Origin of the sequence: Henriciella aquimarina (assembly GCF_002088975.1) — a bacterium.
Lineage (GTDB): Bacteria > Pseudomonadota > Alphaproteobacteria > Caulobacterales > Hyphomonadaceae > Henriciella > Henriciella aquimarina.
On record NZ_NCST01000027.1, the window covers coordinates 87,213 to 110,384 of the forward strand.

A 23,172-nucleotide genomic window follows, 5' to 3' on the forward strand; every position below is an offset into this window, starting at 1 on the left:
GGTCTTCATGAAACGGCGGGTGAAAGGCTGCCTTAGCCTTTCATCATGCCCGCCGCCTTGAGCGTCTTGCCGGCCCGCAGCACCCGGGCGAGCATATGCTCGGTCGAGCGATCCCCGCCATTCGAGTCGGGGTGGAACTTGCGGATATATTCGCTGTAGCGCACGCGGATCTCGGTGGCCGATGCGCCTGGCTCCAGGTCGAGTTCCTGCAGGGCGCGATTGGTCACACCGGCCGACTGCTGTTCCTTGCGGCGGGTCTTGCGGGCCTCGGCATTCTCCTCGAAGAATTCCTTGCCCCGCCAGCGGCGCGGGTCGTGGGCGGCTGCCGCCTTGCCCTTGCCCATCGGGCCGGTGCCGAACTTCCAGGTCTTGTTGAAGCCATACTTCGCCATCTCGTTGAACTCGGCGAGCTCGGCTTCCGACATCCCGGCGAAATAGTCGTAATTGCGGTTGTATTCACCGGCATGCTTCTGACAGAACCAGTAGACGCCTTCGAGCCCACGTGGTTTCGGAGAGGGATGTTCGCCAGCCAGGTCGCAGCCATCGCGGTGACAGGCCCGCGTTTCACGGGCCTTCTTGCGCTCAGTCTCCGCCCTGGGCGGCTTCACCCTTATGTCGGTGAATTTCACGCGATATGAGAATGAATCAGCCATGAGGTCATGCAACATAGGGCACACCAGTTAATGAGGCCAGAATTGACAAACAGATCAGAGCGGATTCGCACCACATTGACGCAGGCCTTTGCGCCGGAAGACCTTGACGTTGTCGATGACAGCGCCCGTCATGCCGGCCATGCCGGCCATGCCGGGGCGTCCCCGGAGGGAGAAACGCATTTCAAGGTGCGCATCGTTTCGAAGAAATTCGATGGCATGAGCCGCGTCGCGATGCAGCGGGCCGTCAATGATGCCCTTAAAAGCGAATTTGAATCAGGCCTCCACGCCCTCAACATCCGGGCCAGCGCGCCGGCTGGTTAAGGAAAGGCTGCACACCTGTGCCAAATTGACAGGCCCAAAGCGGAATAAGCGTTAAGTGCTGAATTGTACGTTCAGGTTTCGTGAAGAGGGCCTGTGCGATGTTTCTGAGAACAGTACCAAATCCGCATGATGAGGGGCGGCAGGCGCGTGTCGTGCGTTTTCGCCAGGACGAAGACCGCACCTTTGCGATCGATGCGGACCAGCTGCACCGCAATCCCCGCCTGCTCAACATGTTCGGCAAGCTCAACGAGTTCCGGGTGCGGATGCTCGACTTTGTCGCCTATACCGTCCTGATTGCTTCAGTCATCGCCTCCTTCGTCGTGGCATGGTGGCTGTTCGTTCCGGGGCTTGCAGCCTGCGCCCTGATGATTGCCGCGAACCGGAAGTTTGCCGCCGAGGTTGCCATGCGGGCCGCCCGGCGCTCGACCGAGTCTTTCCTCTACCTTCATACGATCGGTGTGCTCTGGCTGGTCCAGAACTAGTCAGATCCGCGCAATCGCAAGTCCCGTCGCGATGACGGCCACCAGCGTGAAGATCAGCGTCAGGCTGACGGCAACGACGCGCTGGGTCTTCTTGCGCTGACGCATGCCCGGCGGTGTGGTGCCGCGCTTGCGCGGGGCGAGTGTCCAGCGATTGGTGAAAAAGCCGGCTGCCGCCAGCGCCCCGACAATCCCGGCACCCATGGCTCCGCCCAGAACGGCGAGGGCCGCCGCGGCGAGCAGGACAAAGGCGATATGACTGGAGGCATTGGTCAGCAGCAGCCGCACATGCCCGTCGGCCCGGCCATGGTCGAGGCGGTCATAGGAGGTATTGGGCGCGACGATGGCCGCGATCCAGGCACAGCCGCTGGAAAAGCCGAAGAAAGCAATGGACAGGGCCTGCGCCAGGTCTCTCAATCCGTCCAGCATGCTTGCCTCTCCTATTTTTCCGTGAACAGCCCCGGTTGGCTCTTTATATCCGGTGCGGCCAGGCCCATCCGCTCATAGGCGAGCGGCGCGGCGATGCGTCCGCGCGGCGTGCGTGCCACATAACCCTTCTGCATCAGGAAAGGCTCGATGACGTCCTCGACGGCGTCGCGCGCTTCGGACAGGGCCGCGGCGAGCGTGTCGGCGCCGACCGGACCGCCGGCATAGGTCTTCACCAAGGCCTCGAGGTAGCGCCGGTCCAGCGCATCGAGGCCGTCGGCGTCGATTTCAAGCCGGGACAGTGCGCGCCCGGCAGCGGCCTTGTCGATGGCGGAGCCTTCGGCTTCGGCGAAATCGCGCACACGGCGCAGGAGCCGGATTGCGATCCGTGGTGTGCCTCGCGCGCGGCCTGCAATTTCCAGCGCGCCCTCCTCTTCGATGGCTGCGCCCATCTTGCGGCCCGCCGCCATCAGGATGCGGGACAGTTCCTGCGGCTCATAGAAATTGAGCCGCATCGGAATGCCGAACCGGTCGCGCAGCGGATTGGCGAGCAGGCCGGCCCGCGTCGTCGCGCCGACCAGCGTAAAGGGGGCAAGATCGAGCCGGACAGACCGCGCCGAAGGCCCTTCGCCGATAACGATGTCGAGGGCATAATCCTCCATCGCCGGATAGAGGATCTCCTCGACGGCCGGGGGCAGGCGGTGAATCTCGTCAATGAAGAGAACGTCGTTCTCCTCGAGATTGGTGAGGATGGCGGCAAGGTCGCCCGCCTTGGCGATGACCGGCCCGGAGGTGGAGCGGAAACCGACCCCGAGTTCTTTCGAGACGATCTGGGCCAGTGTCGTCTTGCCGAGACCAGGCGGGCCGAAGAGCAGGATATGGTCCAGCGCTTCCGTGCGCGAGCGGGCGGCCTCGACATAGACTTTCAGGTTCGCCTTCAGCGCTTCCTGGCCGACATAGTCGTCAAAGCTCTGCGGCCGCAGCGCGCGGTCGAGCGCGTCGCCCGACTGGCGTTCCGGATCGTTGAGGCTGCCTTCGCGGCTCACGGTGCCAGCTCCTTCAGGCTCGCCTTGATCAGCGTGCCTGTGTCGGCGTCAGGAGCGTTTCGGATGGCCGTGGCGACCGCGCGGGCGGCGTCGGCCTGGGTATAGCCGAGGTTAACGAGCGCGGAGATCGTCTCGCTGCGCACACCGCCAGCCTGTGGCGGCTCGGCGGCGTCGCCATTCGTCGGTGTATGCGGGCGGAACGCGGCGAAGCGGCCCATGGGTGGCGGTTTTCCGGCCAGTTCGCCGATGATGCGCTCGGCGAATTTCTTGCCGACGCCCTTGGCGCGCGTGATCGTCGCCGCATCGCCAAGCGCCAGCGCATCCATGAGCTCGGCCGGCGACAGTGCGTCCATGATCGCCATGGCCGACTTGCCGGCAACACCCGGCACATCCTGCAGGCGGACGAACCAGGCGCGGGCTTCGTCGCTCTCGAAGGCGAACAGGGTGATGGAATTCTCGGTGACGCGGGTTTCGATATGCAGCGTGGCTTCCTTGCCGGGCTCGAGCTTGCCGAGCAGGCGCCCGCCAGCCAGCGCAACATAGCCGACGCCATTGACGTCGATCATCACACTGTCGGTCCCGACGGTCGCGACCTCGCCTCTCAGACGTCCGATGATCATGCTGCGCCTCGCGCGGATGTTGTCACGTGGTGGGCGGTGCAGATCGCGCAGGCCAGCGCGTCGGCGGCATCGGAGGCCATCTTGCCGGCCTGCGGGAGCAGCCGGGCGACCATGAAGGAGACCTGCGCCTTGTCGGCCCCGCCCGTGCCGACAATGGCAAGCTTGATCGTGCGCGGGGAGTATTCGTGCGCATCGAGGCCGGCGCCATGCAGGGCGGCCATCGCCGCACCGCGCGCCTGTCCGAGCTTCAGCGCCGAACGGGGATTGGCGTTCACCAGCGTCTCCTCGATGCCGGCGCAATCCGGAGTGAATTCACTAGCCAGCGCCATGACTTCCCTGTAGATGCCGCCCAGCCGGGCCGAGAGCGCCATTTGCGGATCGATGCGGATCACGCCATGCGCGATATGAGAGAGCCGGGAGCCGGATTGCTCGATCACGCCCCAGCCGGTGTGGCGGAGGCCCGGATCGATGCCGAGTATGCGAATCGCGTTGGTCATAGGCGCAGGCAATCGGGTTTCGGTTAATAGGCTCCCAATTTTCCTGATTTGTTCGCACTAGCAAGAGTGCAGGTCAAATGGAGATGAATTCGACCGGTTCGTCATGCGCGAAGATGGCCGCCGTCAGCTTGCCGCCATAGACCGCGCCGGTGTCGAGATTGAAGCGGCGCACGGGCGTGCCGGCGAGCTGTGGCTCGAAATCGTCGGTCGGGGTGTGGCCATGTACGACGCGCCAGCCTTCCAGTTCGCCAATGTCCCATTGGTTCGGATTGAAGAAGCGCGGTGAGCGGGTCCAGAGATGGATGCGCTCATCGCAGTTCGGGAAGGTGCGCGGGTCGACACCAGCGTGGACGAAGGCGGTTTTCTCCGCCTTGTCGAGATGCAGCGTCGGCAGGGCCTTCAGCCAGGCCAGATCGTCCTGGGGCGGGTCCTCATAGCCGTGCTTGGCATAGCTCGCGATGGTCGCATCGCCGCCATTCATCAGCCAGTGGAGCCGGCTGTCGGAGTCTTCCTCATAGGCGTCGATCATCATCTGCTCGTGATTGCCGCGCAGATTGATGACATCGAGATCGTCGCGGTCTTCCAGCGCCTGAAGGGTCTTGATTACCTCATAACTGTCCGGCCCGCGGTCGACATAATCGCCGAGGTGCACGAGACGGAGCGGCGCGCCCGCATGGCGCTTCTCATGCTGGGCGAAAATCGCCGCATGCAGCGCCTTCAGGCGGGCGGCCTCGCCGTGAACATCTCCAATCGCGTAGGTGACAGGTTCAGTCATGACAGCTCCTTGCGCCTCACAGATGTGCCGTTGCCCGTATAGGCGCAAGGCGCGCGCACGCCGGTCACTGCAGTGTGTGAAGAAAATTGGAGCGGGCGATGAGATTCGAACTCACGACCCCAACCTTGGCAAGGTTGTGCTCTACCCCTGAGCTACGCCCGCATCCGATAAGGGGTAACCGGTTGGAGAACCAACCAGCGAGACCGCGGCTTTAAGCGCAAAACGACGGGCCTTGCAAGGGGGATTCACAGACAGAATGTGTAATCGCCTGCAGACGGCCTCAAACATCGATTGGCGGCTTCAGCCGACGCTTGGTCTTGTGGGCGTCTGCCTTGTCGCCGGTGACCTTCTGGCCCTTCATGTAATGGCGCTGCCAGCCGGCCTTCACGGTCTCGGAATCCATCGCCTTCAGCTTTGCATTGAAGTCGCCGCGGCTTTCCTGCCAGGCCTTGTAATCATGGAAGAGATCCTCGTTCGAGGTGAGCATCTTGCGCTCGGGCTGGATCTGTTCGGTCTTGCCGTGCTCGAAGGGCATGATGAAGCAGAAGGGCTCGCCCTGCTTGAAGGTGACCTCGCCGGGCCGCGTCATCTGCCAGTTCATGGTGAAGGGGAAAGGCAGCCAGTCTGTCTCGACCAGGCCCGTCAGGGGCGCGATGCCGTCCTTCGGCTCGTTCGGCGGCCCTGATACCCAGAGCCCCCAGCCGGGCGGCGTGCGGAACAGGTGGCCGGTGTGCATGGTGACAATGCCGCGCCGGAAGTGGCTGTCGGCGAAGGAGGCGACATGGCGCTGTCCGGCGGAGCTGAACAGCTTGATATTGTGCTCCATCGGGCCGCCGTCCCAGACGATCTTGAGGTCAATCGGGCAGAGGATTTCCCAGCCGGTCGAGTTCGCCATGGTCAGCGGCAGACAGCGATAGGGGTGGCGGTCCGGGAAGGCATCCATCCAGTCGCGTTGCGAGCGGCCCGGCACGATTTCCGGTGCGATACTCCAGATCTTGTAGCATTCAAGCTGCATTTCTTGCGGTCCCTGCTTGACGGTCGGCTCCTGATTGCCTGAAAGAATGCCATGCCTGCAAGCCCTGACGACCTGTTCGCCTTTCTCGATGAGCATGGACTGGCCCACGAGACCCACTGGCACGATGCCACGTTCACGGTCGAGGAAGGCCGCGATCTGAAGGCAAAAATGCCGGGCGGGCACACCAAGAACCTGTTCATGAAGGACAAGGACGACACGATCGTCCTGATCTCCGCGCATGCCGACAGCCAGCTGAAGCTGAACCAGCTGCACAAGCTGATCGGCACCCGTCGGCTGTCCTTCGCCAGTGCGGAGCTGATGGAGGAGTGCCTGGGCGTCACGCCCGGATCCGTTACCGCCTTCGCGCTGATGAACGACACCGAGGGCCGGGTGCGCTTCATCGTGGATGCCGCCCTGATAGCGCACGATCCGCTCAATTTCCACCCGCTGGTAAACACCGCCACGACGGCGATTTCCCGGGATGATTTCCGCAAATTCGTGGGCCTGACCGGTCATGAGCTGACCGAGGTCAATTTTGAAAGCCTCGTCACGGGCTGACGTTATGGCGGCCTACGGATTGTAAGAAACGCCCTGACCGCCCAAATAGGCGCAGGACCAAAGAATACGAGGCGCGACCCATGTCAGATCTTTCGCTCGGCGCCGCAGGCGCAGCCGGTAACAATATCAAGGATGGCACCGACCAGACCTTCATGACCGATGTCGTGGAGGCCTCCAAGGAGACCCCGGTGCTGGTGGACTTCTGGGCCCCCTGGTGCGGGCCGTGCAAGTCTCTCGGCCCGGTGCTGGAAAAGGTCGTGAACGACCAGCAGGGCAAGGTGAAACTGGTCAAGGTCAATATCGACGAGAACCCCGGCATTGCCGGCCAGCTCGGCGTGCGCTCCATCCCGGCCGTCTTCGCCTTCGACAAGGGCCAGCCCGTCGATGCCTTCCAGGGCGCGCTGCCGGAAGGCCAGCTGCGCGAATTCGTCTCCAAGATCATGGGCGGCACCGATCAGGGCCAGCAGATCAAGCAGGCCGTCGAGCGCGCCGGCGAGCTTCTGAAGGCCGGCGATCACGCCCAGGCCGCGCAGATCTACGGTGCTGTCGTCGAGGCGGACCCGGAGAATATCGATGCGATTGCAGGGTTGGCGCGCTGCTATCTCGGCAATGGCGATGTCGAGCGCGCCTCGCAGATCCTCGATATGGCCGGGCCTGACAAGCAGTCCGATCCGGCGATCAAGGGTGTGCGCACCGCGATCGACCTGATGGCCGATGCGCCCAAGGATGATGAGCTGGATGCCCTGATCGACAAGGTGACGGCGGATCGTGGCAACCATGCGTTGCGCTTCGAGCTCGCCGAGGCGCTAATGGCGCGCGGCAAGAACAAGGAAGCCGCCGATCACCTGCTCAAGATCCTGGCTGACGACCTTGAGTGGGAAGAAGGCAAGGCGAAGGCGAAACTGCTCGAACTGTTCGAGGCGGCCGGGCCGAAAGACCCTGCAACGATTGAGGGCCGGAGGCGTTTGTCCTCGCTGATGTTTGCCTGACCCCTCGACATTACAGGCCAGCGGGCCATGTTGAGTATCAGGGGCGCCGAGAGGACCAATCCCAATGACCAGACATGGCTACAGGAAGGTGTCCGAATTACCGGACACGATCGCCGTTTTTCCACTGAGCGGCGCTCTCCTGTTTCCGCGCTGGTCGCTGCCGCTCAACATCTTCGAGCCGCGCTACCTGAACATGATCGATGACGCCATGTCGGGTAGCCGGATGATCGGCATGGTCCAGCCTGTCGGCGGCACCAAACAGACGCCCGGCCTCGCCGGGGTCGGCTGTGCAGGCCGGATCACGTCCTACTCGGAGACCGAGGACGGGCGCTATCTGATCAATCTGTCGGGCATCTGCCGGTTCAATATTTCGCAGGAGCTGGATGTCCAGACGCCTTACCGGCAGGTCAAGCCTGAGTGGGCCCCGTTCAGCCAGGACCTGGCGGCGCCGGATACGTCCTGCCTGCCGGACAGGACACATCTGGCCGATGCGTTGAAGAAATATGTCTCCATGAATGCCATGGAGGTCGACTGGGAGGCTGTGGAGTCTGCGCCGCTGGAGACGCTCGTGAATGCGCTATCTGCCGGCTGCCCCTTCTCGCCCATGGAAAAACAGGCCCTGCTCGAGGCGCCTGACATATGCGGGCGGTGCGACGCGCTTATCGCCCTGCTTGACATGGATATCTCCGGGGATGATTCATCGACCTTGCAATGACTGATACCGACACCTCGCCGACAGACCCGGACACCGGAGGCAAGACAGATCCACGCCTGCTGGAATTGCTGATCTGCCCGGTCACGCGCACACCGCTCAGCTATGACCGGGAACGACAGGAGCTTGTCTCGAAGAAGGCGAAGCTTGCCTATCCGATCCGCGACGGCCTGCCGATCATGCTGGAAAGCGAGGCCCGCTCGCTTGACGGAGCCTAGACCATGACCGTCATGCCCTGGCCCACCGAACTGAAGTTCCAGCGCTCGAACCGCGTCCTGCGGGTCAGCTTCGAGGATGATGCCCGGTTCGATATTCCCTTCCGTCGCCTGCGCGAGGAAAGCCCTTCGGCAGAAGTGCGCGGCCACGGGGCGGGGCCCCGCCCGCCGCAGCCGCCGGTCCCGGAGGATATCCAGGTCGTCAAGGCTGACCCGGTCGGGCGTTACGCGGTTCGCATCCATTTTTCCGATGGGCATTCAAGCGGGCTTTATACCTGGAAGCTGCTGCGCGAGCTGGGAGAGACCGCTGCCTGACAGCCGGGTTTAGACAGGGGGAGCCATGATCGGGGACGCTGCGGAGGTCGACTTCGGCAAGCTCCGGATCGTCATGGGGCTCTCTGTTCTCGCCGGTGGGCTCGTCTTACTGTTTGCCTTCTGGCAGCTCGGCCAGTTTCGGGGCGTCCAGATCGGCTGGGCCGTAATGGCCTTCGCGTTCGGTGCCATTGCCTGGAGCGCGGTCTTCTATTTCGGCTGCCTTGCCGTGGCGGGTTCGCTGACCGGGTATATCGTCAGTGACGATACCGAGATCAAAGGCGACAATGTCGAGATGGTCACGAAGACGCGGAGCAGCGGTAATGCCCGCCTGGATGCATGGATCGACAAGTTCGTCTTCGCCCGAAACACGTTCGGCCTGTCGGTCCTGCCGCTATTGCTCCTGCTGAGCGTCTATCTCTGGGGATAGGCGCTTTTAGCGCGGCTGCATCAGGCTGGGCAGGCCATGACCCGAAGCACTGGCCACGCCGGCAAGCGCACGCCGCACCGGTGGGATCCTGTCGGCGAGCATGAGGCCGAGCCCGCGTACGGGCTTGGTCAGGGCCGCATCATTCGAGAAGAGCCGGTCGATACCGTCCATGGCCAGGGCCGCACTGTTGGCGCCAAACCGCCGCGACACCTGATAGGCGCTCAGCGTCTGGGGCGAGCCGATGTCGAGCCCGGCGCGGTCGGCCTCGATGATGGCGTCGTAAAGCGCGCCCACATCACGGAAGCCCTGATTGAGCCCCTGACCGGCCAGCGGATTGATCCGGCGGACCGCGTCGCCAACCAGCGCGACCCGATCATCGATCAGCCGCTCGGCAATCTTGAGGATCAGGGGGTAGGAGCCCATAGGCCCGTCAATCTTCATCTCGCCGGCGAAGTGCGCGAAACGGTGGTTGAGTTCGGCTTCGACCTCTTCGGCCGGAAGCTTGGCCATCGCCTCGGGCGCGCCGCGTTTCATGTACCAGGCGAGATTGGCGCGATCGCCCTTGAGCGGCAGGGTCGCGAACGGCCCCTCCGGCGTAAACAGCTGCCGGGCAACCCCGCCATGCGGCTGCGACAGGGTGACATTGGCGGCAAAGACCGACTTGCCGTAATCGCGCCCCTCGGTCGGAATGCCGGCGGCGGTCCTGACGGGAGAGTTAACCCCGTCGGCGCCGATGAGCAGCCTGGCCGAGATGGTCTCGCCATCCTCGAGCCGGACGATGACTTTACCGGGCTGTGTCTCATACCCGGCAAACCGCACCGGGGAGAGATGGGTCAGCTTGCCGGTTGCCTTTATGGCGGAATCGAGGGCTGCCTGAAGTTTTGGCGCCTCCACCATGTGGCCGAGCGTCTCGCCTTCGCCGCGCTCCGGCACGTCTTCATCCCCGAAAAGCACGCGCGGAGCCCCGAACCAGTGGGTGCCGCCATCGACGGCTTCAAGCCCGTGCAGGGGTTGCGTCTCACCCTCGAGGGCAGGGGTGATGCCGACTGCGTCGAGCAAGCGCCAACTGCCTGTAACAATTGCGAAATTTCGTGTGTCCTGCGGGGGGGTTGCGGTCAGGTCACGGGCGTCCAGAAGCACGGTCTCAAAGCCTGCCTGCGCCAGCGCAAGGGCCAGCGAAGCTCCGGTCGGACCTGCCCCGACAATGACGATCTCGCTTTCCCGCTGGGCCATATGACTGCTTGTAAAAGGCCTGAACAATCCGGTCCAGTGCTGACGCCGAAACGGGCGATTGGGTCGCAGTCTGCTCGATTTTTGATCACTCAGCCGGACGCACCCTAACTCAAGCTTAATGTCTCTGGCCGTTTCCCGGGCGCCTCCTTTTAGCTGAGGCCGTCATACCAACCAATTGGGAGAAGGGCATGAGTAGTTTGGTTAAAGGCACCTTGCGGGGCGCGGCGTTGTTGCCGCTCGCAGCCTTGGGGGCATTGGGAGCCGCTGCGCAGGATGCACCGTCTGCATCCGAAGTGAGCGCCTATGTCGACAATAGTTATCTGTTCCTGATCGGCGGCCTGATCGTCATGTTCATGGCGGCCGGTTTCTGCATGCTCGAGGCGGGGCTCGTGCGCAAGAAGAATGCGGCCATGCAGTCCATGAAGAACGTGGCGCTGTTTTCGGTCGCCGGGATCATGTTCTGGCTGACCGGTTACAACCTCGCCTATCCGGGCGACGCGACGATTGCGGCCTGGTTCCCGATCAATTTCGGCATCTGGTCGCCGTCTGAAGACCTGGCCACCGGCTATGCGTCGGCGTCTGACTGGTTCTTCCAGATGGTGTTCGTGGCCACCGCGGCCTCTATCGTTTCCGGTACGGTTGCCGAGCGCATCAAGCTTTGGCCGTTCCTGATCTTTACTGCTGTCCTGACGGCGATCATCTATCCGGCGGTTGTTTCCTGGGAATGGGGCGGCGGTGCGCTCGACGCACAATTCGCATTCTCCGACTTTGCTGGTTCGACGCTGGTCCACTCCACCGGTGGCTGGGCGGCCCTCGTCGGTGCCATCATCATCGGTCCGCGTGCCGGCAAGTTCGTGAATGGTGAGGTTCACCCGATGCCGGGTTCGAACATTCCGCTGGCTGCACTGGGTACCTTCATCCTGTGGTTCGGCTGGTTCGGCTTCAACGGCGCCTCGCAGCTTGCTGCCGGCACCTTTGGCGACATCAATGCCGTGGCCCAAATCTTTGCGAACACGAACATGGCTGCCTGTGGTGGTGTGATCGCCGCGATGATCCTCACGGCCGTGCTCTACAAGGGCAAGGTGGACGCCACGATGGCCTTCAACGGCGCGATCGGCGGTCTCGTTTCCATCACGGCTGAGCCGCTGATGCCGTCCATGGGCCTGTCCATCCTGATCGGTGCGATCGGTGGTGTGCTCGTCGTGCTGACGGTTCCGCTGCTCGACAAGTTCAAGATCGACGACGTCGTCGGCGCCATCCCGGCCCACCTCGTCTGCGGTATCTGGGGCACAATGATCGTTCCGCTGTCGCATGGCGGTGGCTTCGGCATCGATCTCGAAGGTGGCACGCCTAGCTATCTCGGCCAGTTCATCGGTGTGCTCGCTTGCGGCATCTTTGTCAGCATTGCATCGGCGATCATCTGGTTCGCCCTGAAAGCAACACTCGGCATCCGCCCGAGCGAGGAAGAAGAACTCGCCGGCATGGACAAGTCCGAAGTTGGTCTCGAGGCCTATCCGGAATTCGGATAACGCCTCCACAGGTTCGCTTTCTCTCGGGAAGCGTTTCCTCCCAGACTTCCCCGGCCAGGCAACTGGCCGGGGATTTTTTTGTGACCATTACAGCCACATCCTCGCCGCGTTTGCGCGGTGTTAAGGCGATCCGGGCAATTTACCGGAAAATCCTATCCCGATGATGGTGAGTAGAATGGCCAATACGATTGCAGAAGCGCAGCATATGAGGGATGTCTCAGACCCGGTCTGGCGGATCCTGACAGGCACGGCGGCCTTCGCGCTCGGCGTCTTCGTCTGCGGCAGCGTCGGATCCTATGAAGCGACCGATCCAAGCTGGAATGCCGCCACCGGCATGGCCGTACAGAACCTCTTCGGCGGGGCAGGCGCGATCGTGGCGGACCTTGCCCTTCAGAGCTTCGGCTTTGCCGCCTGGATGGCGGGCCTCGCGCTTATGGTGGGCGGCGCCATGCGTGCCGTCCTGATCGGCGCCCCGCGCATCCGCCGCTGGGGCTATGGCATTTTCTTCATTCCTGTCCTGTCGGCTACCCTCGCCACCTTCCCGGTACCGGCCTCCTGGCCTTTCTGGGCCGGTCTTGGCGGCGTTGTCGGGGACTGGATCTTCGGCTTGGCGGTCGTGCCTTTCAAGGCGCTGCTCCTTCCGGTTCCGAATATCCTTGCGGGCCTCTGCCTGGGGGCGATCGCCCTGGTGCTGGCCTTCAGTGCGCTTGGCTTCCGGCGCGGCGATGCGCGCCTGCTCCAGACCGCCGCCGCCAGCTCCAGCCGCCGCATGGCTGCCGGGGCCGGTGGCCTTGGCACGCGCATGTTCGGCGGTCTTTTCCGCAAGCGTCACCAGGATCCGGAGACGCCCGGCCGTCAGGACGAGGAAGAACCCACGGCCGTCGCCCCGCGGCGCCAGCCCGAGCCTGAGCCTGAAGTGGTCGAGACCGACGATGACGCCGGCGACGAGGAAGAGGACCTGCCTGCGGCTGTCACGCGTCCGAAGCTGACGCCGGCAAAGACACCCGCGTCCGAGCCGAGCCGTCCCAATATCCGCAAGAAGGCCAAGCGCGGCCAGAAAATCCTGCCCTCGCTGGATCTCCTTCAGGTGCCGCCGGAACGCCGCGGCGCCATCGACGAGGACCGCCTGCTGGCACATGCGAACCGGCTTGCCGAAGTGCTGCGTGAATTTGGCGTGCGCGGACGGATCAAGGAAGTTCGTCCCGGCCCCGTCGTCACCCTGTTCGAGCTGGAACCCGCCGCCGGCGTGAAGTCGGCCCGCGTGATCTCGCTTGCCGATGACATTGCCCGTTCGATGAGCGCTGTTTCGGCCCGTGTGGCCGTGATCCCGGGCAAGAATGCGATCGGGATCGAGCTGCCCAACGATGAGCGTGAGACCGTCTATTTCCGTTCGCTACTGTCATCGACGGCCTATACTGGTGCGAAGGCCCCGCTGCCGATGGCGCTTGGTGAGGATATTGGGGGCACGCCCACCGTGGTTGACCTCTCCAAGATGCCTCACCTGCTGATTGCGGGGACAACGGGCTCGGGTAAGTCGGTCGGGGTGAACGCGATGATCCTGTCGCTGATCTACCGGCTCACCCCGGAACAGTGCCGCTTCATCATGATCGACCCGAAGATGCTGGAACTCTCCATTTATGAAGGCATCCCGCACCTGCTCGCGCCGGTCGTCACCGACCCAAAGAAGGCGGTGAACGCGCTGCAATGGGCGGTGCGCGAGATGGAAAGCCGCTACGAGCTGATGTCGAAAGCCGGCGTGCGTAATTTGGCAGGGTTCAACGAGAAGGCTGCGAAGTATCGTGCCAAGGGCGAACAGCTGACCCGCAAGGTGCAGACCGGCTATGACGAGCGTGGCAAGCCGATCCATGAGACGGAGATCCTGCCGCTTGATCATGTCCCGAACATTGTCGTCGTGATCGACGAGATGGCCGACCTGATGATGGTGGCGGGCAAAGAGATCGAAGGCTGCATCCAGCGCCTGGCACAGATGGCGCGGGCCGCCGGTATTCACCTGATCACAGCCACCCAGCGCCCGTCGGTGGACGTCATCACCGGCACGATCAAGGCGAACTTCCCGACCCGGATCTCCTATATGGTGACGACCAAGATCGACTCGCGCACCATTCTGGGCGAGCAGGGCGCCGAACAGCTGCTCGGCATGGGCGATTTGCTCTATCAGGCCGCCGGCGTGAAGACGAAGCGCCTGCATGGCCCCTTCGTTTCCGACGAGGAAGTCGAGACTGTCGTGAACTGGCTGAAGGAGCAGGGCGAGCCGGATTATAATGCCGAGATCCTCGAGGAGCCTGAAGAAGGCGGCACGGGCAGCGCGATCATGGATGCGATGCTCGGCGTCGATGGCGGCGGGGGCGATGACGATCTCTATTCCCAGGCCATGGCCATTGTGCTGCGCGACAAGCGGGCCTCGACCTCCTATCTGCAGCGCCGTCTGAAGGTCGGCTACAACAAGGCGGCGACGCTGATCGAGCGGCTTGAGGAAGAGGGCGTCATCTCCGCGCCCAACCATGCCGGCAAGCGTGAGATCCTGGCGCGCAACGAACCGTCTGAATGATGGGCGGGGCGGCGTCTTTAGCCTCTGTTCATAAAAGGCTTTTTTCTGCAGCCGGCTGAACGCGAAACAACGAAAATGGGCGGAAATACCTTTTTTCAGCCCTGTTTTCCCTGCGGTGCTTTGATTATCTCTTCGGGTCCATACAGGAGGTCATCATGACGTCACTGCTTCATCCCCTCTCCGCCCTCATCGTGATGGGCGGCGCCCCGCTTGCCTTCCAGGCCGAACCGGCCTGGGTAATGCCGGCGTCTGCGCCGATCATCCAGACGGCCCAGGCCGCTGGTACCGCTCAGGATGTGGAGGCCGAGCCCGAGATTCAGGCCCCGCCGGTCGAGACGGCCGCGCCCGCTGAAGAGGCGCCCGTCGATCAGGCCACGGCCGCGGAAACCGATGCGGTTTCGGCGACAGAGCGCCGCGCCATCCTGAAATCGGCAGCCGATGCGCTGGCCAGCGCGAAGACGGCAAAGGGCCGTTTCACGCAGGTCGCCCCCGATGGCAGCGTGACGAAGGGTGACTTTGCCCTGCGCCGCCCGGGCCGCATGCGGTTCGATTATGACGAGCCGACCCCGGTGCTGATCGTCTCCGATGGCACGACGGTGGCGATGGAAGACAGCGAGCTGGAAACGGTCGACCGCGTCCCGCTTGCCTCCACCCCGCTGGGGCTGATCCTGGACGATGAGCTCAGCTTCGAGACGGAGGCGCGGGTGACGGATGTGCGCAGGGGCAATGGCGAGGTGGCCATTACCCTGGAAGACCGCTCGGGCGAGGCCGAAGGTGAGCTGACGCTCTATTTCGACCGCTCGACCTATGACCTGCTCAGCTGGCGCGCGGTGGATGCCAATCGCCAGACGACACTGGTCGCGCTGAATGATGTGAAGACCAATGTGAAAGTCGACCCAAGGCTCTTCATCCTGGAAGATCCGGCCGACGATGAAGAGGACGAGCGCTAGGGCGCTTACCTTTCGCTGCCATCAAAAAACCCCCGCGAGCGATCTTGCGGGGGTTTTCTTGTGTGCTGTTCGGGCAAGGCTTCAATGGCCGGCGGACTGGTCGCCCCAGAGCTTCTCGAGCTTCTCGTCGCGCCCGCAGCCCCTGCGGTAGAAGCGGTATTTCACCGGGTTCGTGCGGTAATAGTTCTGGTGATAGTCCTCGGCCGGCCAGAACTGGGTTTCGTCCAGGACCTTGGTGACGACACGCCCCGGCAGCACGCCGGAGTCTTCGATGTCGCTGATTTCAGTCTCGACGATGTCGCGCTCTTCCGCGCTGTCGACGAAGACGGCTGTGCGATAGCTTGAGCCCTTGTCGCAGAACTGGCCCATCGGATCGGTCGGGTCGATGGTGCGGAAGAAGTGGTGGACCAGCTCTTCATAGGAGACCCTTGCCGGATCGTAGCTGATCTTCACCGCCTCATAATGGCCGGTCGAGCCGCCAGTGACCTGCTTGTAGGTCGGGTTATCGACATCGCCGCCGCTATAGCCGGAGATGGTCGAGACGACGCCTTCAACCTTGTCGAAATCGGCTTCGACACACCAGAAGCAGCCGCCTGCGAGAATAACGGTCTCCAGCCGGGCGGCTTCGGAGGGCGCGTCATCCCGGCTCTGGTCGGCCACGGCACTCCAGACGAATCCCGTGGCAGCCGCAATGACGCCGGCGATGATGGCGATATAGCTGGCTTGTGATTTTTTCATTTTTCGCCCGTGGTCCGGTCGTGATGTTGGCGCGGATATGGGGCGCAGCCCCTGAATTGGGAGGCCCCAAACGCATATCTCACGAAATGGTGTACCACTGGCATGGTCCATGCCAATAGACGGATCGTCGCGCTATTCGCCTAGCTGGAGAGGCGTTCAACCTCAGCATCCGACAATTCGGAATTGTCGTAGACGTTCTGAACATCATCCAGCTCGTCGAGCACATCGAGCAGCTTCATCAGCGTGTCCGCATGGTCGCCCTCGATCGGGACAGTGTTCTGCGGTTTCCAGATGAGCTTGGTCGATTTCGCCTCGACCTCGCCGAACTTGCCTTCCAGCGTGGAGGCGACGTCCATCAGGTCTTCCCGCTCGGTAAAGATCCAGTGGCCGGTCTCGTCGCTTTCGACATCGGTGGCGCCGGCCTCGATGGCGGCTTCCATGACGTCCATCTCGTCGCCGGCTTCCGGCGGATACTCGATCTCTCCGACCTGTTCGAAGCCGAAGGACACCGAGCCCGTCTCACCGAGATTGCCGCCATTCTTGGAGAAGGCGGAGCGGACTTCGCTGGCGGCCCGGTTCTTGTTGTCGGTCGAGGCCTCGACGATGATGCCGACGCCGCCGGGGCCGAAGCCTTCATAGCGCAGCTCGAAATATTCCTCGGCATTGCCGCCCTGGCCCTTGTCGACCGCACGCTTGATATTGTCCTTGGGCATGGACTGGCCGCGCGCATTGTTGATGGCGAGCCTGAGGCGCGGATTGGCGTCAGGATCGGGACCGCCGAGTTTGGACGCAATCGTGATTTCCTTGGACAGGCGCGCAAACAGGGCCGCGCGCTTCTTGTCCTGGGCGCCCTTGCGGTGCTGGATATTGGCCCATTTGGAATGCCCAGCCATGGTTATATCTCCCGGGAGCGTTACAGGTTTACAGGGCCGATCTAGCCGACCCTTGGAAGATTTAAAAGATATCGATGCAGACTTACAGATTCCGCAAGGAAGATGTTAACGCGAAGGGCCCATATCTTAACGCGAGGCTATGGAGGATGTGGGCCATGAATCTGAAACGCCTGACCGACCGGATCTTCGAGTTTGACGGCGGCCATCGCGCCTTCGATTTCGATCTCTTCGAGATCCACTCGGCCTTCCAGCCCATCTATGCCATCAATAACAATGCCGGCATGCTCTATGGCGTCGAGGCGCTGGCCCGGCCGCTCTACAAGGGCAAGTCGATCGAGCCGCTGGACTTCTTTTCCCGGCTCTCGGCGCGCGACCGGTTTGTGGCGGACTGGGCCTGTCTCTGTCTCCATATTGCCAACACCGCCGCCTGGCAGCTCGGCAATACGAATCTCTTCGTCAATCTCAATCCCGGCTCCTGCCGCTTTACCGATCAGATGATCCGCGGCCTCGATGCCTATGCCGAACAGGTTGAGGCCCAGGGCCTGTCTCTGTCGAAGGTCGTCTTCGAGATCACCGAACAGGAGGATGGCGACAAGGAAGCGCTTTCGGCTGTGGTCGAGAAGCTGCGCAGCCTGGGCTTCGGCATCGCCATTGACGATTTCGGCGTCGGCAGCTCCGACCTGATGCGCGTGAATGAGTTGAAGCCCGACATCATCAAGGTGGATGCGGGCTGGTTTCGCAAGATGATGGAAGGCGAGGACACCCGCCAGTTTGCCCACCAGATCATCCTGAAGCTGCACGAAACGGGCGCGCACCTCCTGTTCGAGGGCGTCGAGACCCCGCGTGAGCTGCACTGGGCACGCGAGTGCGCCGGCTCGCTCATCCAAGGCTGGCTGTTCGGCAAGGCCACGCATATGAACCAGGCCACACAGGCCCGGAAAGTCGCCATGCCGGCGACCCGTGTCCCTGTCAGGCAGAGCGCCTAGCCCGCTGCGGGAACGGATTCCGCGAGACGCCCGCCAATGCGGATCGGCTCGACGCGTTTCGCAAACCCCGTCGAGTCATCGGTTTCCACGAAGACCCCGCACAGCGTCCCCTCGCCGAGCGCCGGGCTGTAGCGTTCGCCGGGCAGCTGGGTGGAAAACCGGGCGATCGAGTTTTCCTTTTTCATGCCGATGACGCTGTCATAGTCTCCGCACATACCGGCATCGGTCTGATAGGCCGTGCCGTTTTCCAGGATCATCAGGTCAGCGGTGGGCACGTGGGTGTGGCTTCCGACGACGAGGCTGGCGCGGCCATCGCAATAATGGCCCATCGCCATTTTCTCGCTGGTGGCCTCGCAGTGCATGTCCACGATCAGCGCATCGACGGCCAGACCCAGCGGCATGGAATCAAGCGCGGCATCGGCATGATTGAAGGCGTTTTCCAGCTGCTGGCGCATGAAGACATTGCCCTGCAGCTGCATGACGCCGACCCGCCGGCCGTCCTGCAGCACGAAGACATGCGCGCCCTTGCCGGGCGCACCGGCGGCTTCGGGATAATTCAAGGGGCGCAGAAGGCGCGGTTCGCGTTCGATGAAGGTCAGGGCTTCGCGTTGGTCCCAGGCATGGTCGCCAAGCGTCAGGCAGTCGGCGCCGGCCTGGAAGAAATCGTTCGCGATCGCCTCGGTCAGGCCGAAGCCGCCCGCGGCGTTTTCCCCGTTCACGACAACGAAGTCGAGTTCAAGCTGCCGGCGAAGGCCGGGCAGGTGGTCGACAACGGCCGCTCGGCCGGGTTTGCCGACGACATCTCCGAAATAGGCAAGTTTCATAGCGCCTGCTGATATGCGCTTGAAGGCTTCAAAAGAAAAGGCGCGCCAGTCAGTCCGACCGGCGCGCCCCGATAAAAGGTGCGTGCAAGGGCTATTTCTTGTGGCTTGCCGAGAAGCCGAGATACTCCTTGGTGAGCATGCTCGGATCTTCCATGCTTTCCAGCGTGGCGACCGAGATCGGCTCTTCCGGAGCAAGCTTGATCGTCAGCGTGCCAGGATCGGTAATGAAGGCGGACACCGCCGACGACAGCTCGCTGACAAGCTCCATGTCGACGCCGGAGCCCTGGGCCATCATCGGGGCCATCTGGGCCATCTGGGCCATCTGGTTGCGCATCTGTTCGGGATCCTGCCCGGATTGCGCGGCGGCTGCACTGAAGATCCGGTTCATGAGGCTGTCATCCTCGATCGCCAGCTCGAAGTCATAGAGCGTGAGTTCGCCCAGAGCATTCTGAAACGCCATCGGGTCCGGCTCTTCGCCGGCTTCCATGGCTTCGATGTCGAAGGCCTCTGCCGCTTGCTTGCTGTAGGCCGAATAGCCTTTGAGCTTGGTGCCGAAGGAGAATTTCGCGCCGTCGACCAGCTCGAAATAATTGTCCTTGGCATCCATCGAGACGATGTCTTCTTCCGGATCGTACTCAGCCGACCCGGCGCCTTTCATCTCGACCTTCTCATAGTTGACCATGCTGAGGGCCTGGGCGAGGCCGGCGCCGGCTTCGCCGCCATCCGGATCGGCATCCAGCGTCATGGTGAACGGCTTGGTGACGTATTTCACCGGCTGGCCATCATCATTGCGTGTGATGGTCGCGTCGAAAGACGGCATCTTGAAGCTTGCGCCAGCGGCATCCACGGAGAACGTATCCATGGAAATGCTGTCATAGCCCGGGTCCATCGGCTCATCGTAGATCTTGTTGATGATCGCCTGACCCATGGCTTCCTCATCGTCCATATTCTGCTGGACGGCTTCGAGGATGGAGAGGTCCAGACCGGACACCGACAGGGAGTCGAGATTGACCTTCACCGGGATGTCGTCCTGCGCTTCGACAAAGTCGAATTTGAGCCCGCTCAGCATGGCGCGCTTGGCCTTCTGATCGGTCAGGTCGCGGACTTCGAAATTGGCGAGGCTGAACGTGCCGTCGCCATCGGAATCGGAGAAGTTCGCGGTCACATCATTGATCGACCAGGCGGCAAAGCCGATCTGCTCGGGTGACGGGAAGGGGGCCGGGTCGGCCTGACCAAGCGAGGAAGCGAGCCAGGCGGCGAGTTCAGGCGTGGGATTCAGCACCTCGATGCTGGCGACCTTGACGCTGCCGTCTTCCAGCTCTTCGTCTTCGATGGAAATGTCGTTAAGGCTCAGCTTGGAGAAGGAGGCCTTGTCCTCGACCATGTCGAGGCCTTCGAAGACCAGCGTGCCGGCCTTGACCGAACCACCGTCATCACTGGCAATGGTGACGTCCGAGAACGTGGCTTTCGCCCCGTCCATCGACTTTTCGCCGTATTCCACGAGGCCGTCGCCGGAATTGGTCAGCGACATGGCGGCGATGACGGCATCAGCCTCGGCCGGGTCCCCGTCGCGCAGTGTGATTTCGTCGAGCGGCTGGTCTGCCGGCTCCGTCGAGCTCTTGCCGCAGGCCGAAAGCATGGCAACGGCAGCGACGCCACAAAGTAGATATCTCATGAATTGGGTTCCCCTACACTGTCTCTAAAGGCTAGATTCGAACGCGCCGTGAGTCGAGCATTACCATGATGACCGATAAAAACCAGACACTCCTCATGACCTCAGCTTGTGGTCTGGAAATCCCGGTGCGGATCGAAGTCAACCCGCGCGCTAAACGTCTGATTTTAAGGCTTGATGAACAAAACCGTGAAGCTGTTGCTGTTTGTCCGTCAAAACGGTTCGTGCCGGCGGCGGCCCGCTTCGCCGAGGAGCGTCTGGACTGGGCGGCCTCGCGGCTGCGGAAACTGCCGCCGGTCGCGCGCCTGGCCCACAATAAACGCTTCCTGCTGAAGGGGAGTGACTGCCTCATCACGCTGGAGGGCGAGGGCCGCAAGGCGGTGCTGCATGAAGGTGAGCCGCATGTGCTGAGCCTGCCTGGCGATCCGGAGACGATTGGCCGGCGCGCCGAGCGCTTTCTTCGGACGCTCGCCAAGAGCGAGCTTACCCGCGCGGTCGACCAGTATTGCGCCACGCTGGAGGTCGATGCCCGCCGCGTTACCGTGAAGGACACCCGCTCGCGCTGGGGCTCGTGTACATCGGATGGCCGGCTCGCCTTTTCCTGGCGTCTTATCATGGCGCCGCCTGAGGTGCTCGACTATGTCGCTGCGCATGAATGCGCGCACCTGCTGGAGATGAACCACAGCCCGCGTTTCTGGGCGCATGTCGAGCGCTGCCGGCCGCACTGGAAGCAGGAGCGGGCCTGGCTGAGGCGGCATGGCTCAGGGCTTCACGCCGTCTCAGCCTAGGTTTTTGCCGACTCGTTCTTGGTGTCCTTGGCATCGGCCTTCTCGCCGTTCTGGGCCTGGTTCTGCTGGGTCGGCTGCTGATCCGGCGCAAAGCTGATGATCGTCGCGCCTTCTCCGCCGCGGGCCTCGCGGCTGGGCCCCAGTAGGACCAGCGAGCCGTCCGGGCGGATTTCGGCGACCAGGTCGCCCTTGGGCCGCTCGGCGAGGAACTGTTCCAGCGTGTACTTGTCCGTCAGCCGCGTGCGCGAGAAGGTCCAGCCGCGATACTGGTCGCGGATCAGGCCGTCATAGGTGCGTCCCCGCCGGATCAGCGTGCGCCCGCGGGCTGACGAGCCGACGGACTTGTCGTCCACATCATCGCCTTCCGACAGCGAAAGCTGATAGACGCGGTGGCGGCCGACTTCCGGGGCAAACTGGTTACACACCAGCGCATTGTGGGAGTCGTTGGTCGATAGGGCCACCACCGTCGCAAAGCGCGAGTGGTCGAGCTTGATCTCAGCATCTTCGGACAGGACTTCGCCAAGGAAGGTGTCGAGGCCTGCTTCGCGTGCGGGCCGCAGGCGGCGGTAATTGCTGTCGGCCATGATGACGTCGATCTTGCTGGCCTTCAGGGCCTTGGCGAATTCGACGCTCCAGGAGTTGGCCCCCACCAGAAGGACACCCGGCTTCTCGGAGCGTGCCAGGCCGAGCCGGCGGGCGAGCGGGCCGATGGTGAAGCCGTGAACCACGACGGTCACAAACACCATGGCGAAGGCCAGCGGCACGATCTGGTCTGCGCCCGAGAAATTGAATTTCCCGACCCGATCCAGGTCGACCAGCAGAGAGCCGAAAAGGCCGGAGACGGCGACCGCCACAATCCCGCGCGGCGCGATCCAGCCCAGAAGCAGGGCTTCCTTGCGGCTCAGCGTCCCGGCGGTGGCAATCCAGACCGAAAGCGGGCGCACCACGAACAGCATGCAGAGCAGGAAAAGCAGCGTGTTCATGTTCAGCGCCGAGGCGATGATGCTTGGCGTGAGGTCAGCGGTGAGGATGACGAACACGCCAGAGACCAGCAATACGGCGATGTCTTCCTTGAACTTTCTGAGTTCCGAGAGATCGGCCAGGCGTGAATTGGCGAGCGTCATGCCATAGGCGGTCACGGCCACGAGGCCGGTTTCGTGCTCGACTTCCTCGGCAATGGCATAACAGAGGATGATCGAGGCGAAGATCAGCGGGGCTTTCAGATACTCCGGCGTCCAGCCTTCCCGGAAGGCGCGCGACATGGCCAGCCCGAACCCGATGCCAAGCAGGACGCCCATGCCCGCGGCAGCGAGAATGCCCATGCCGGCCCAGAGCGTAGACTCGCCCTGGGAGGCCACGCGGACAATTTCATAGGCGGCGACGGCAAACAGCGCGCCGATCGGGTCGTTGACGATCCCTTCCCATTTCAGGAACTGGGCGGGCCGTCCGGAGAGCTTCGACTGGCGCATCAGCGGCATGATGACAGTCGGCCCGGTCACCACCATGATGCCGGCAAAGACGACGGCGCTGGCCCAGTCGAGGTTGGCGGCGTAGCGCGCGGCCAGGGAGCCGAGGATCCAGGCCAGCGGCCCACCGAAGAAGACCATGCGCCGCACCGAGGCCCCGGCGTCGCGCAAGTTCTCGAATTTCAGGATCAGACCGCCTTCGAACAGGATCACGGCCACCGACAGGGACACAATCGGACGCAACAGGTCTCTGAATGTGGCCGACGGGTCCAGAAGCGGTTCGCCGAAAAGGATCTGCCAGACCGGGCCTGCGGCAAGCCCCGCAAGCGCCATCAGCACGATGGCCGGGGCCTGGAGCCGCCAGGCCAGCCATTGCGCGCCGAGGCCCAGCGCGCCGATCAGGGCGCAGGCGAAGATCAGGCTATCGGAGCCTGCAGCAGCAAGGAGGATATTCATGTCGGGCATGGTTAGAAGAT

At 63.0% G+C, this 23,172-nt stretch carries 26 protein-coding genes and 1 tRNA gene; 13 read left to right on the forward strand and 14 right to left on the reverse strand.

The genetic code is table 11. From position 1 onward, the window contains the following. Nucleotides 1–32 precede the first annotated feature (32 nt). Nucleotides 33–653 (reverse strand): J domain-containing protein, encoded by a 621-nt coding sequence (locus tag B8784_RS04110; RefSeq protein WP_084396344.1) that lies wholly within the window; start codon nucleotides 651–653, stop codon nucleotides 33–35. Nucleotides 654–695: 42 nt separating this feature from the next. Between B8784_RS04110 and B8784_RS04115 the strand changes: the two genes are divergently transcribed. Together B8784_RS04115 and B8784_RS04120 are read left to right on the forward strand one after the other, a co-directional pair. Continuing rightward, the gene (locus B8784_RS04115; protein ID WP_084396345.1) at nucleotides 696–974 is read left to right on the forward strand and encodes a BolA family protein; all 279 of its coding nucleotides are present in this window, start codon (nucleotides 696–698) and stop codon (nucleotides 972–974) included. Between the two features lie 98 nt (nucleotides 975–1,072). Then, on the forward strand, nucleotides 1,073–1,456 hold the full coding sequence (locus B8784_RS04120) for a hypothetical protein (RefSeq protein ID WP_084396346.1): 384 nt from the start codon (nucleotides 1,073–1,075) through the stop codon (nucleotides 1,454–1,456). On the opposite strand, the gene B8784_RS04125 is transcribed toward B8784_RS04120, so the two are convergent. The 7 genes from B8784_RS04125 to B8784_RS04155 all read right to left on the reverse strand — a co-directional run bounded on the left by B8784_RS04125 (nucleotide 1,457) and on the right by B8784_RS04155 (nucleotide 5,832). After that, nucleotides 1,457–1,882, reverse strand: a complete 426-nt coding sequence (locus tag B8784_RS04125; protein ID WP_084396347.1) for a hypothetical protein — start codon at nucleotides 1,880–1,882, stop codon at nucleotides 1,457–1,459. It lies immediately after the preceding gene. A gap of 11 nt (nucleotides 1,883–1,893) precedes the next feature. Continuing rightward, nucleotides 1,894–2,925 carry a Holliday junction branch migration DNA helicase RuvB gene (ruvB, locus tag B8784_RS04130; RefSeq protein WP_084396348.1) on the reverse strand — a complete coding sequence of 344 codons (1,032 nt, stop codon included), beginning with the start codon at nucleotides 2,923–2,925 and terminating at the stop codon, nucleotides 1,894–1,896. Then, nucleotides 2,922–3,545 (reverse strand): Holliday junction branch migration protein RuvA, encoded by a 624-nt coding sequence (gene ruvA / locus B8784_RS04135; protein ID WP_199288575.1) that lies wholly within the window; start codon nucleotides 3,543–3,545, stop codon nucleotides 2,922–2,924. The genes ruvB and ruvA overlap by 4 nt, the downstream gene beginning before the upstream one ends. Further along, nucleotides 3,542–4,030 carry a crossover junction endodeoxyribonuclease RuvC gene (gene ruvC, locus B8784_RS04140; protein ID WP_084396408.1) on the reverse strand — a complete coding sequence of 163 codons (489 nt, stop codon included), beginning with the start codon at nucleotides 4,028–4,030 and terminating at the stop codon, nucleotides 3,542–3,544. The genes ruvA and ruvC overlap by 4 nt, the downstream gene beginning before the upstream one ends. Nucleotides 4,031–4,115: 85 nt before the next feature. Then, nucleotides 4,116–4,817, reverse strand: coding sequence for a metallophosphoesterase family protein (locus B8784_RS04145; RefSeq protein WP_084396349.1), 702 nt, complete (start codon nucleotides 4,815–4,817; stop codon nucleotides 4,116–4,118). Between the two features lie 87 nt (nucleotides 4,818–4,904). After that, a tRNA-Gly gene (locus B8784_RS04150) sits at nucleotides 4,905–4,979 on the reverse strand. Nucleotides 4,980–5,097: 118 nt separating this feature from the next. Further along, a complete protein-coding gene (locus B8784_RS04155; RefSeq protein WP_084396350.1) occupies nucleotides 5,098–5,832 on the reverse strand; it encodes a DUF6065 family protein in 735 nt (244 codons plus the stop codon). 51 nt (nucleotides 5,833–5,883) lie between these two features. Here B8784_RS04155 and B8784_RS04160 point away from each other — a divergent pair, with 51 nt between their 5' ends. The 6 genes from B8784_RS04160 to B8784_RS04185 all read left to right on the forward strand — a co-directional run bounded on the left by B8784_RS04160 (nucleotide 5,884) and on the right by B8784_RS04185 (nucleotide 9,048). Beyond that, entirely contained in the window at nucleotides 5,884–6,390 is a 507-nt protein-coding gene (locus tag B8784_RS04160; protein WP_084396351.1) for a prolyl-tRNA synthetase associated domain-containing protein, read from the forward strand. An 80-nt stretch (nucleotides 6,391–6,470) separates the two neighbouring features. After that, complete coding sequence (gene trxA / locus B8784_RS04165) at nucleotides 6,471–7,379, forward strand: thioredoxin (protein WP_084396352.1); 909 nt, start codon at nucleotides 6,471–6,473, stop codon at nucleotides 7,377–7,379. A 64-nt stretch (nucleotides 7,380–7,443) separates the two neighbouring features. Further along, entirely contained in the window at nucleotides 7,444–8,094 is a 651-nt protein-coding gene (locus B8784_RS04170; RefSeq protein WP_084396353.1) for an LON peptidase substrate-binding domain-containing protein, read from the forward strand. After that, nucleotides 8,091–8,309, forward strand: coding sequence for a Trm112 family protein (locus B8784_RS04175; protein WP_084396354.1), 219 nt, complete (start codon nucleotides 8,091–8,093; stop codon nucleotides 8,307–8,309). Before B8784_RS04170 ends, B8784_RS04175 begins: the two co-directional genes overlap by 4 nt. Before the next feature lie 3 nt (nucleotides 8,310–8,312). Further along, on the forward strand, nucleotides 8,313–8,621 hold the full coding sequence (locus tag B8784_RS04180) for a gamma-butyrobetaine hydroxylase-like domain-containing protein (RefSeq protein WP_084396355.1): 309 nt from the start codon (nucleotides 8,313–8,315) through the stop codon (nucleotides 8,619–8,621). 25 nt (nucleotides 8,622–8,646) lie between these two features. Beyond that, a complete protein-coding gene (locus tag B8784_RS04185) occupies nucleotides 8,647–9,048 on the forward strand; it encodes a hypothetical protein (RefSeq protein ID WP_084396356.1) in 402 nt (133 codons plus the stop codon). A gap of 6 nt (nucleotides 9,049–9,054) precedes the next feature. Here B8784_RS04185 and B8784_RS04190 read toward each other — a convergent pair whose 3' ends face one another. Continuing rightward, nucleotides 9,055–10,281, reverse strand: a complete 1,227-nt coding sequence (locus B8784_RS04190; RefSeq protein ID WP_084396357.1) for an FAD-dependent oxidoreductase — start codon at nucleotides 10,279–10,281, stop codon at nucleotides 9,055–9,057. Between the two features lie 188 nt (nucleotides 10,282–10,469). Here B8784_RS04190 and B8784_RS04195 point away from each other — a divergent pair, with 188 nt between their 5' ends. The 3 genes from B8784_RS04195 to B8784_RS04205 all read left to right on the forward strand — a co-directional run bounded on the left by B8784_RS04195 (nucleotide 10,470) and on the right by B8784_RS04205 (nucleotide 15,329). After that, nucleotides 10,470–11,810, forward strand: coding sequence for an ammonium transporter family protein (locus B8784_RS04195; RefSeq protein WP_084396358.1), 1,341 nt, complete (start codon nucleotides 10,470–10,472; stop codon nucleotides 11,808–11,810). Nucleotides 11,811–11,985: 175 nt separating this feature from the next. Next, the gene (locus B8784_RS04200) at nucleotides 11,986–14,379 is read left to right on the forward strand and encodes a DNA translocase FtsK (RefSeq protein WP_084396359.1); all 2,394 of its coding nucleotides are present in this window, start codon (nucleotides 11,986–11,988) and stop codon (nucleotides 14,377–14,379) included. Between the two features lie 155 nt (nucleotides 14,380–14,534). Next, nucleotides 14,535–15,329 carry a LolA family protein gene (locus B8784_RS04205; RefSeq protein ID WP_084396360.1) on the forward strand — a complete coding sequence of 265 codons (795 nt, stop codon included), beginning with the start codon at nucleotides 14,535–14,537 and terminating at the stop codon, nucleotides 15,327–15,329. Between the two features lie 81 nt (nucleotides 15,330–15,410). Here the strand turns inward: B8784_RS04205 and msrA are convergent, their stop codons facing one another. Beyond that, nucleotides 15,411–16,067, reverse strand: a complete 657-nt coding sequence (msrA, locus tag B8784_RS04210; protein WP_084396361.1) for a peptide-methionine (S)-S-oxide reductase MsrA — start codon at nucleotides 16,065–16,067, stop codon at nucleotides 15,411–15,413. 140 nt (nucleotides 16,068–16,207) lie between these two features. Further along, the gene (locus tag B8784_RS04215) at nucleotides 16,208–16,960 is read right to left on the reverse strand and encodes a YebC/PmpR family DNA-binding transcriptional regulator (RefSeq protein ID WP_084396362.1); all 753 of its coding nucleotides are present in this window, start codon (nucleotides 16,958–16,960) and stop codon (nucleotides 16,208–16,210) included. Nucleotides 16,961–17,115: 155 nt separating this feature from the next. Here B8784_RS04215 and B8784_RS04220 point away from each other — a divergent pair, with 155 nt between their 5' ends. Beyond that, nucleotides 17,116–17,946 (forward strand): EAL domain-containing protein, encoded by an 831-nt coding sequence (locus tag B8784_RS04220; protein ID WP_158085568.1) that lies wholly within the window; start codon nucleotides 17,116–17,118, stop codon nucleotides 17,944–17,946. Here the strand turns inward: B8784_RS04220 and B8784_RS04225 are convergent. Both B8784_RS04225 and B8784_RS04230 read right to left on the reverse strand, forming a co-directional pair. Then, on the reverse strand, nucleotides 17,943–18,770 hold the full coding sequence (locus tag B8784_RS04225; RefSeq protein WP_084396364.1) for a TIGR00282 family metallophosphoesterase: 828 nt from the start codon (nucleotides 18,768–18,770) through the stop codon (nucleotides 17,943–17,945). The genes B8784_RS04220 and B8784_RS04225 overlap by 4 nt on opposite strands. A gap of 91 nt (nucleotides 18,771–18,861) precedes the next feature. Further along, nucleotides 18,862–20,445 carry a hypothetical protein gene (locus B8784_RS04230; protein WP_143435277.1) on the reverse strand — a complete coding sequence of 528 codons (1,584 nt, stop codon included), beginning with the start codon at nucleotides 20,443–20,445 and terminating at the stop codon, nucleotides 18,862–18,864. 95 nt (nucleotides 20,446–20,540) lie between these two features. On the opposite strand from B8784_RS04230, the gene B8784_RS04235 reads away from it, so the two are divergent. Next, nucleotides 20,541–21,230 (forward strand): M48 family metallopeptidase, encoded by a 690-nt coding sequence (locus tag B8784_RS04235; RefSeq protein WP_233355962.1) that lies wholly within the window; start codon nucleotides 20,541–20,543, stop codon nucleotides 21,228–21,230. Here B8784_RS04235 and B8784_RS04240 read toward each other — a convergent pair. After that, a complete protein-coding gene (locus B8784_RS04240; RefSeq protein ID WP_084396367.1) occupies nucleotides 21,227–23,161 on the reverse strand; it encodes a cation:proton antiporter in 1,935 nt (644 codons plus the stop codon). The genes B8784_RS04235 and B8784_RS04240 overlap by 4 nt on opposite strands. Between the last annotated feature and the right edge of the window lie 11 nt (nucleotides 23,162–23,172).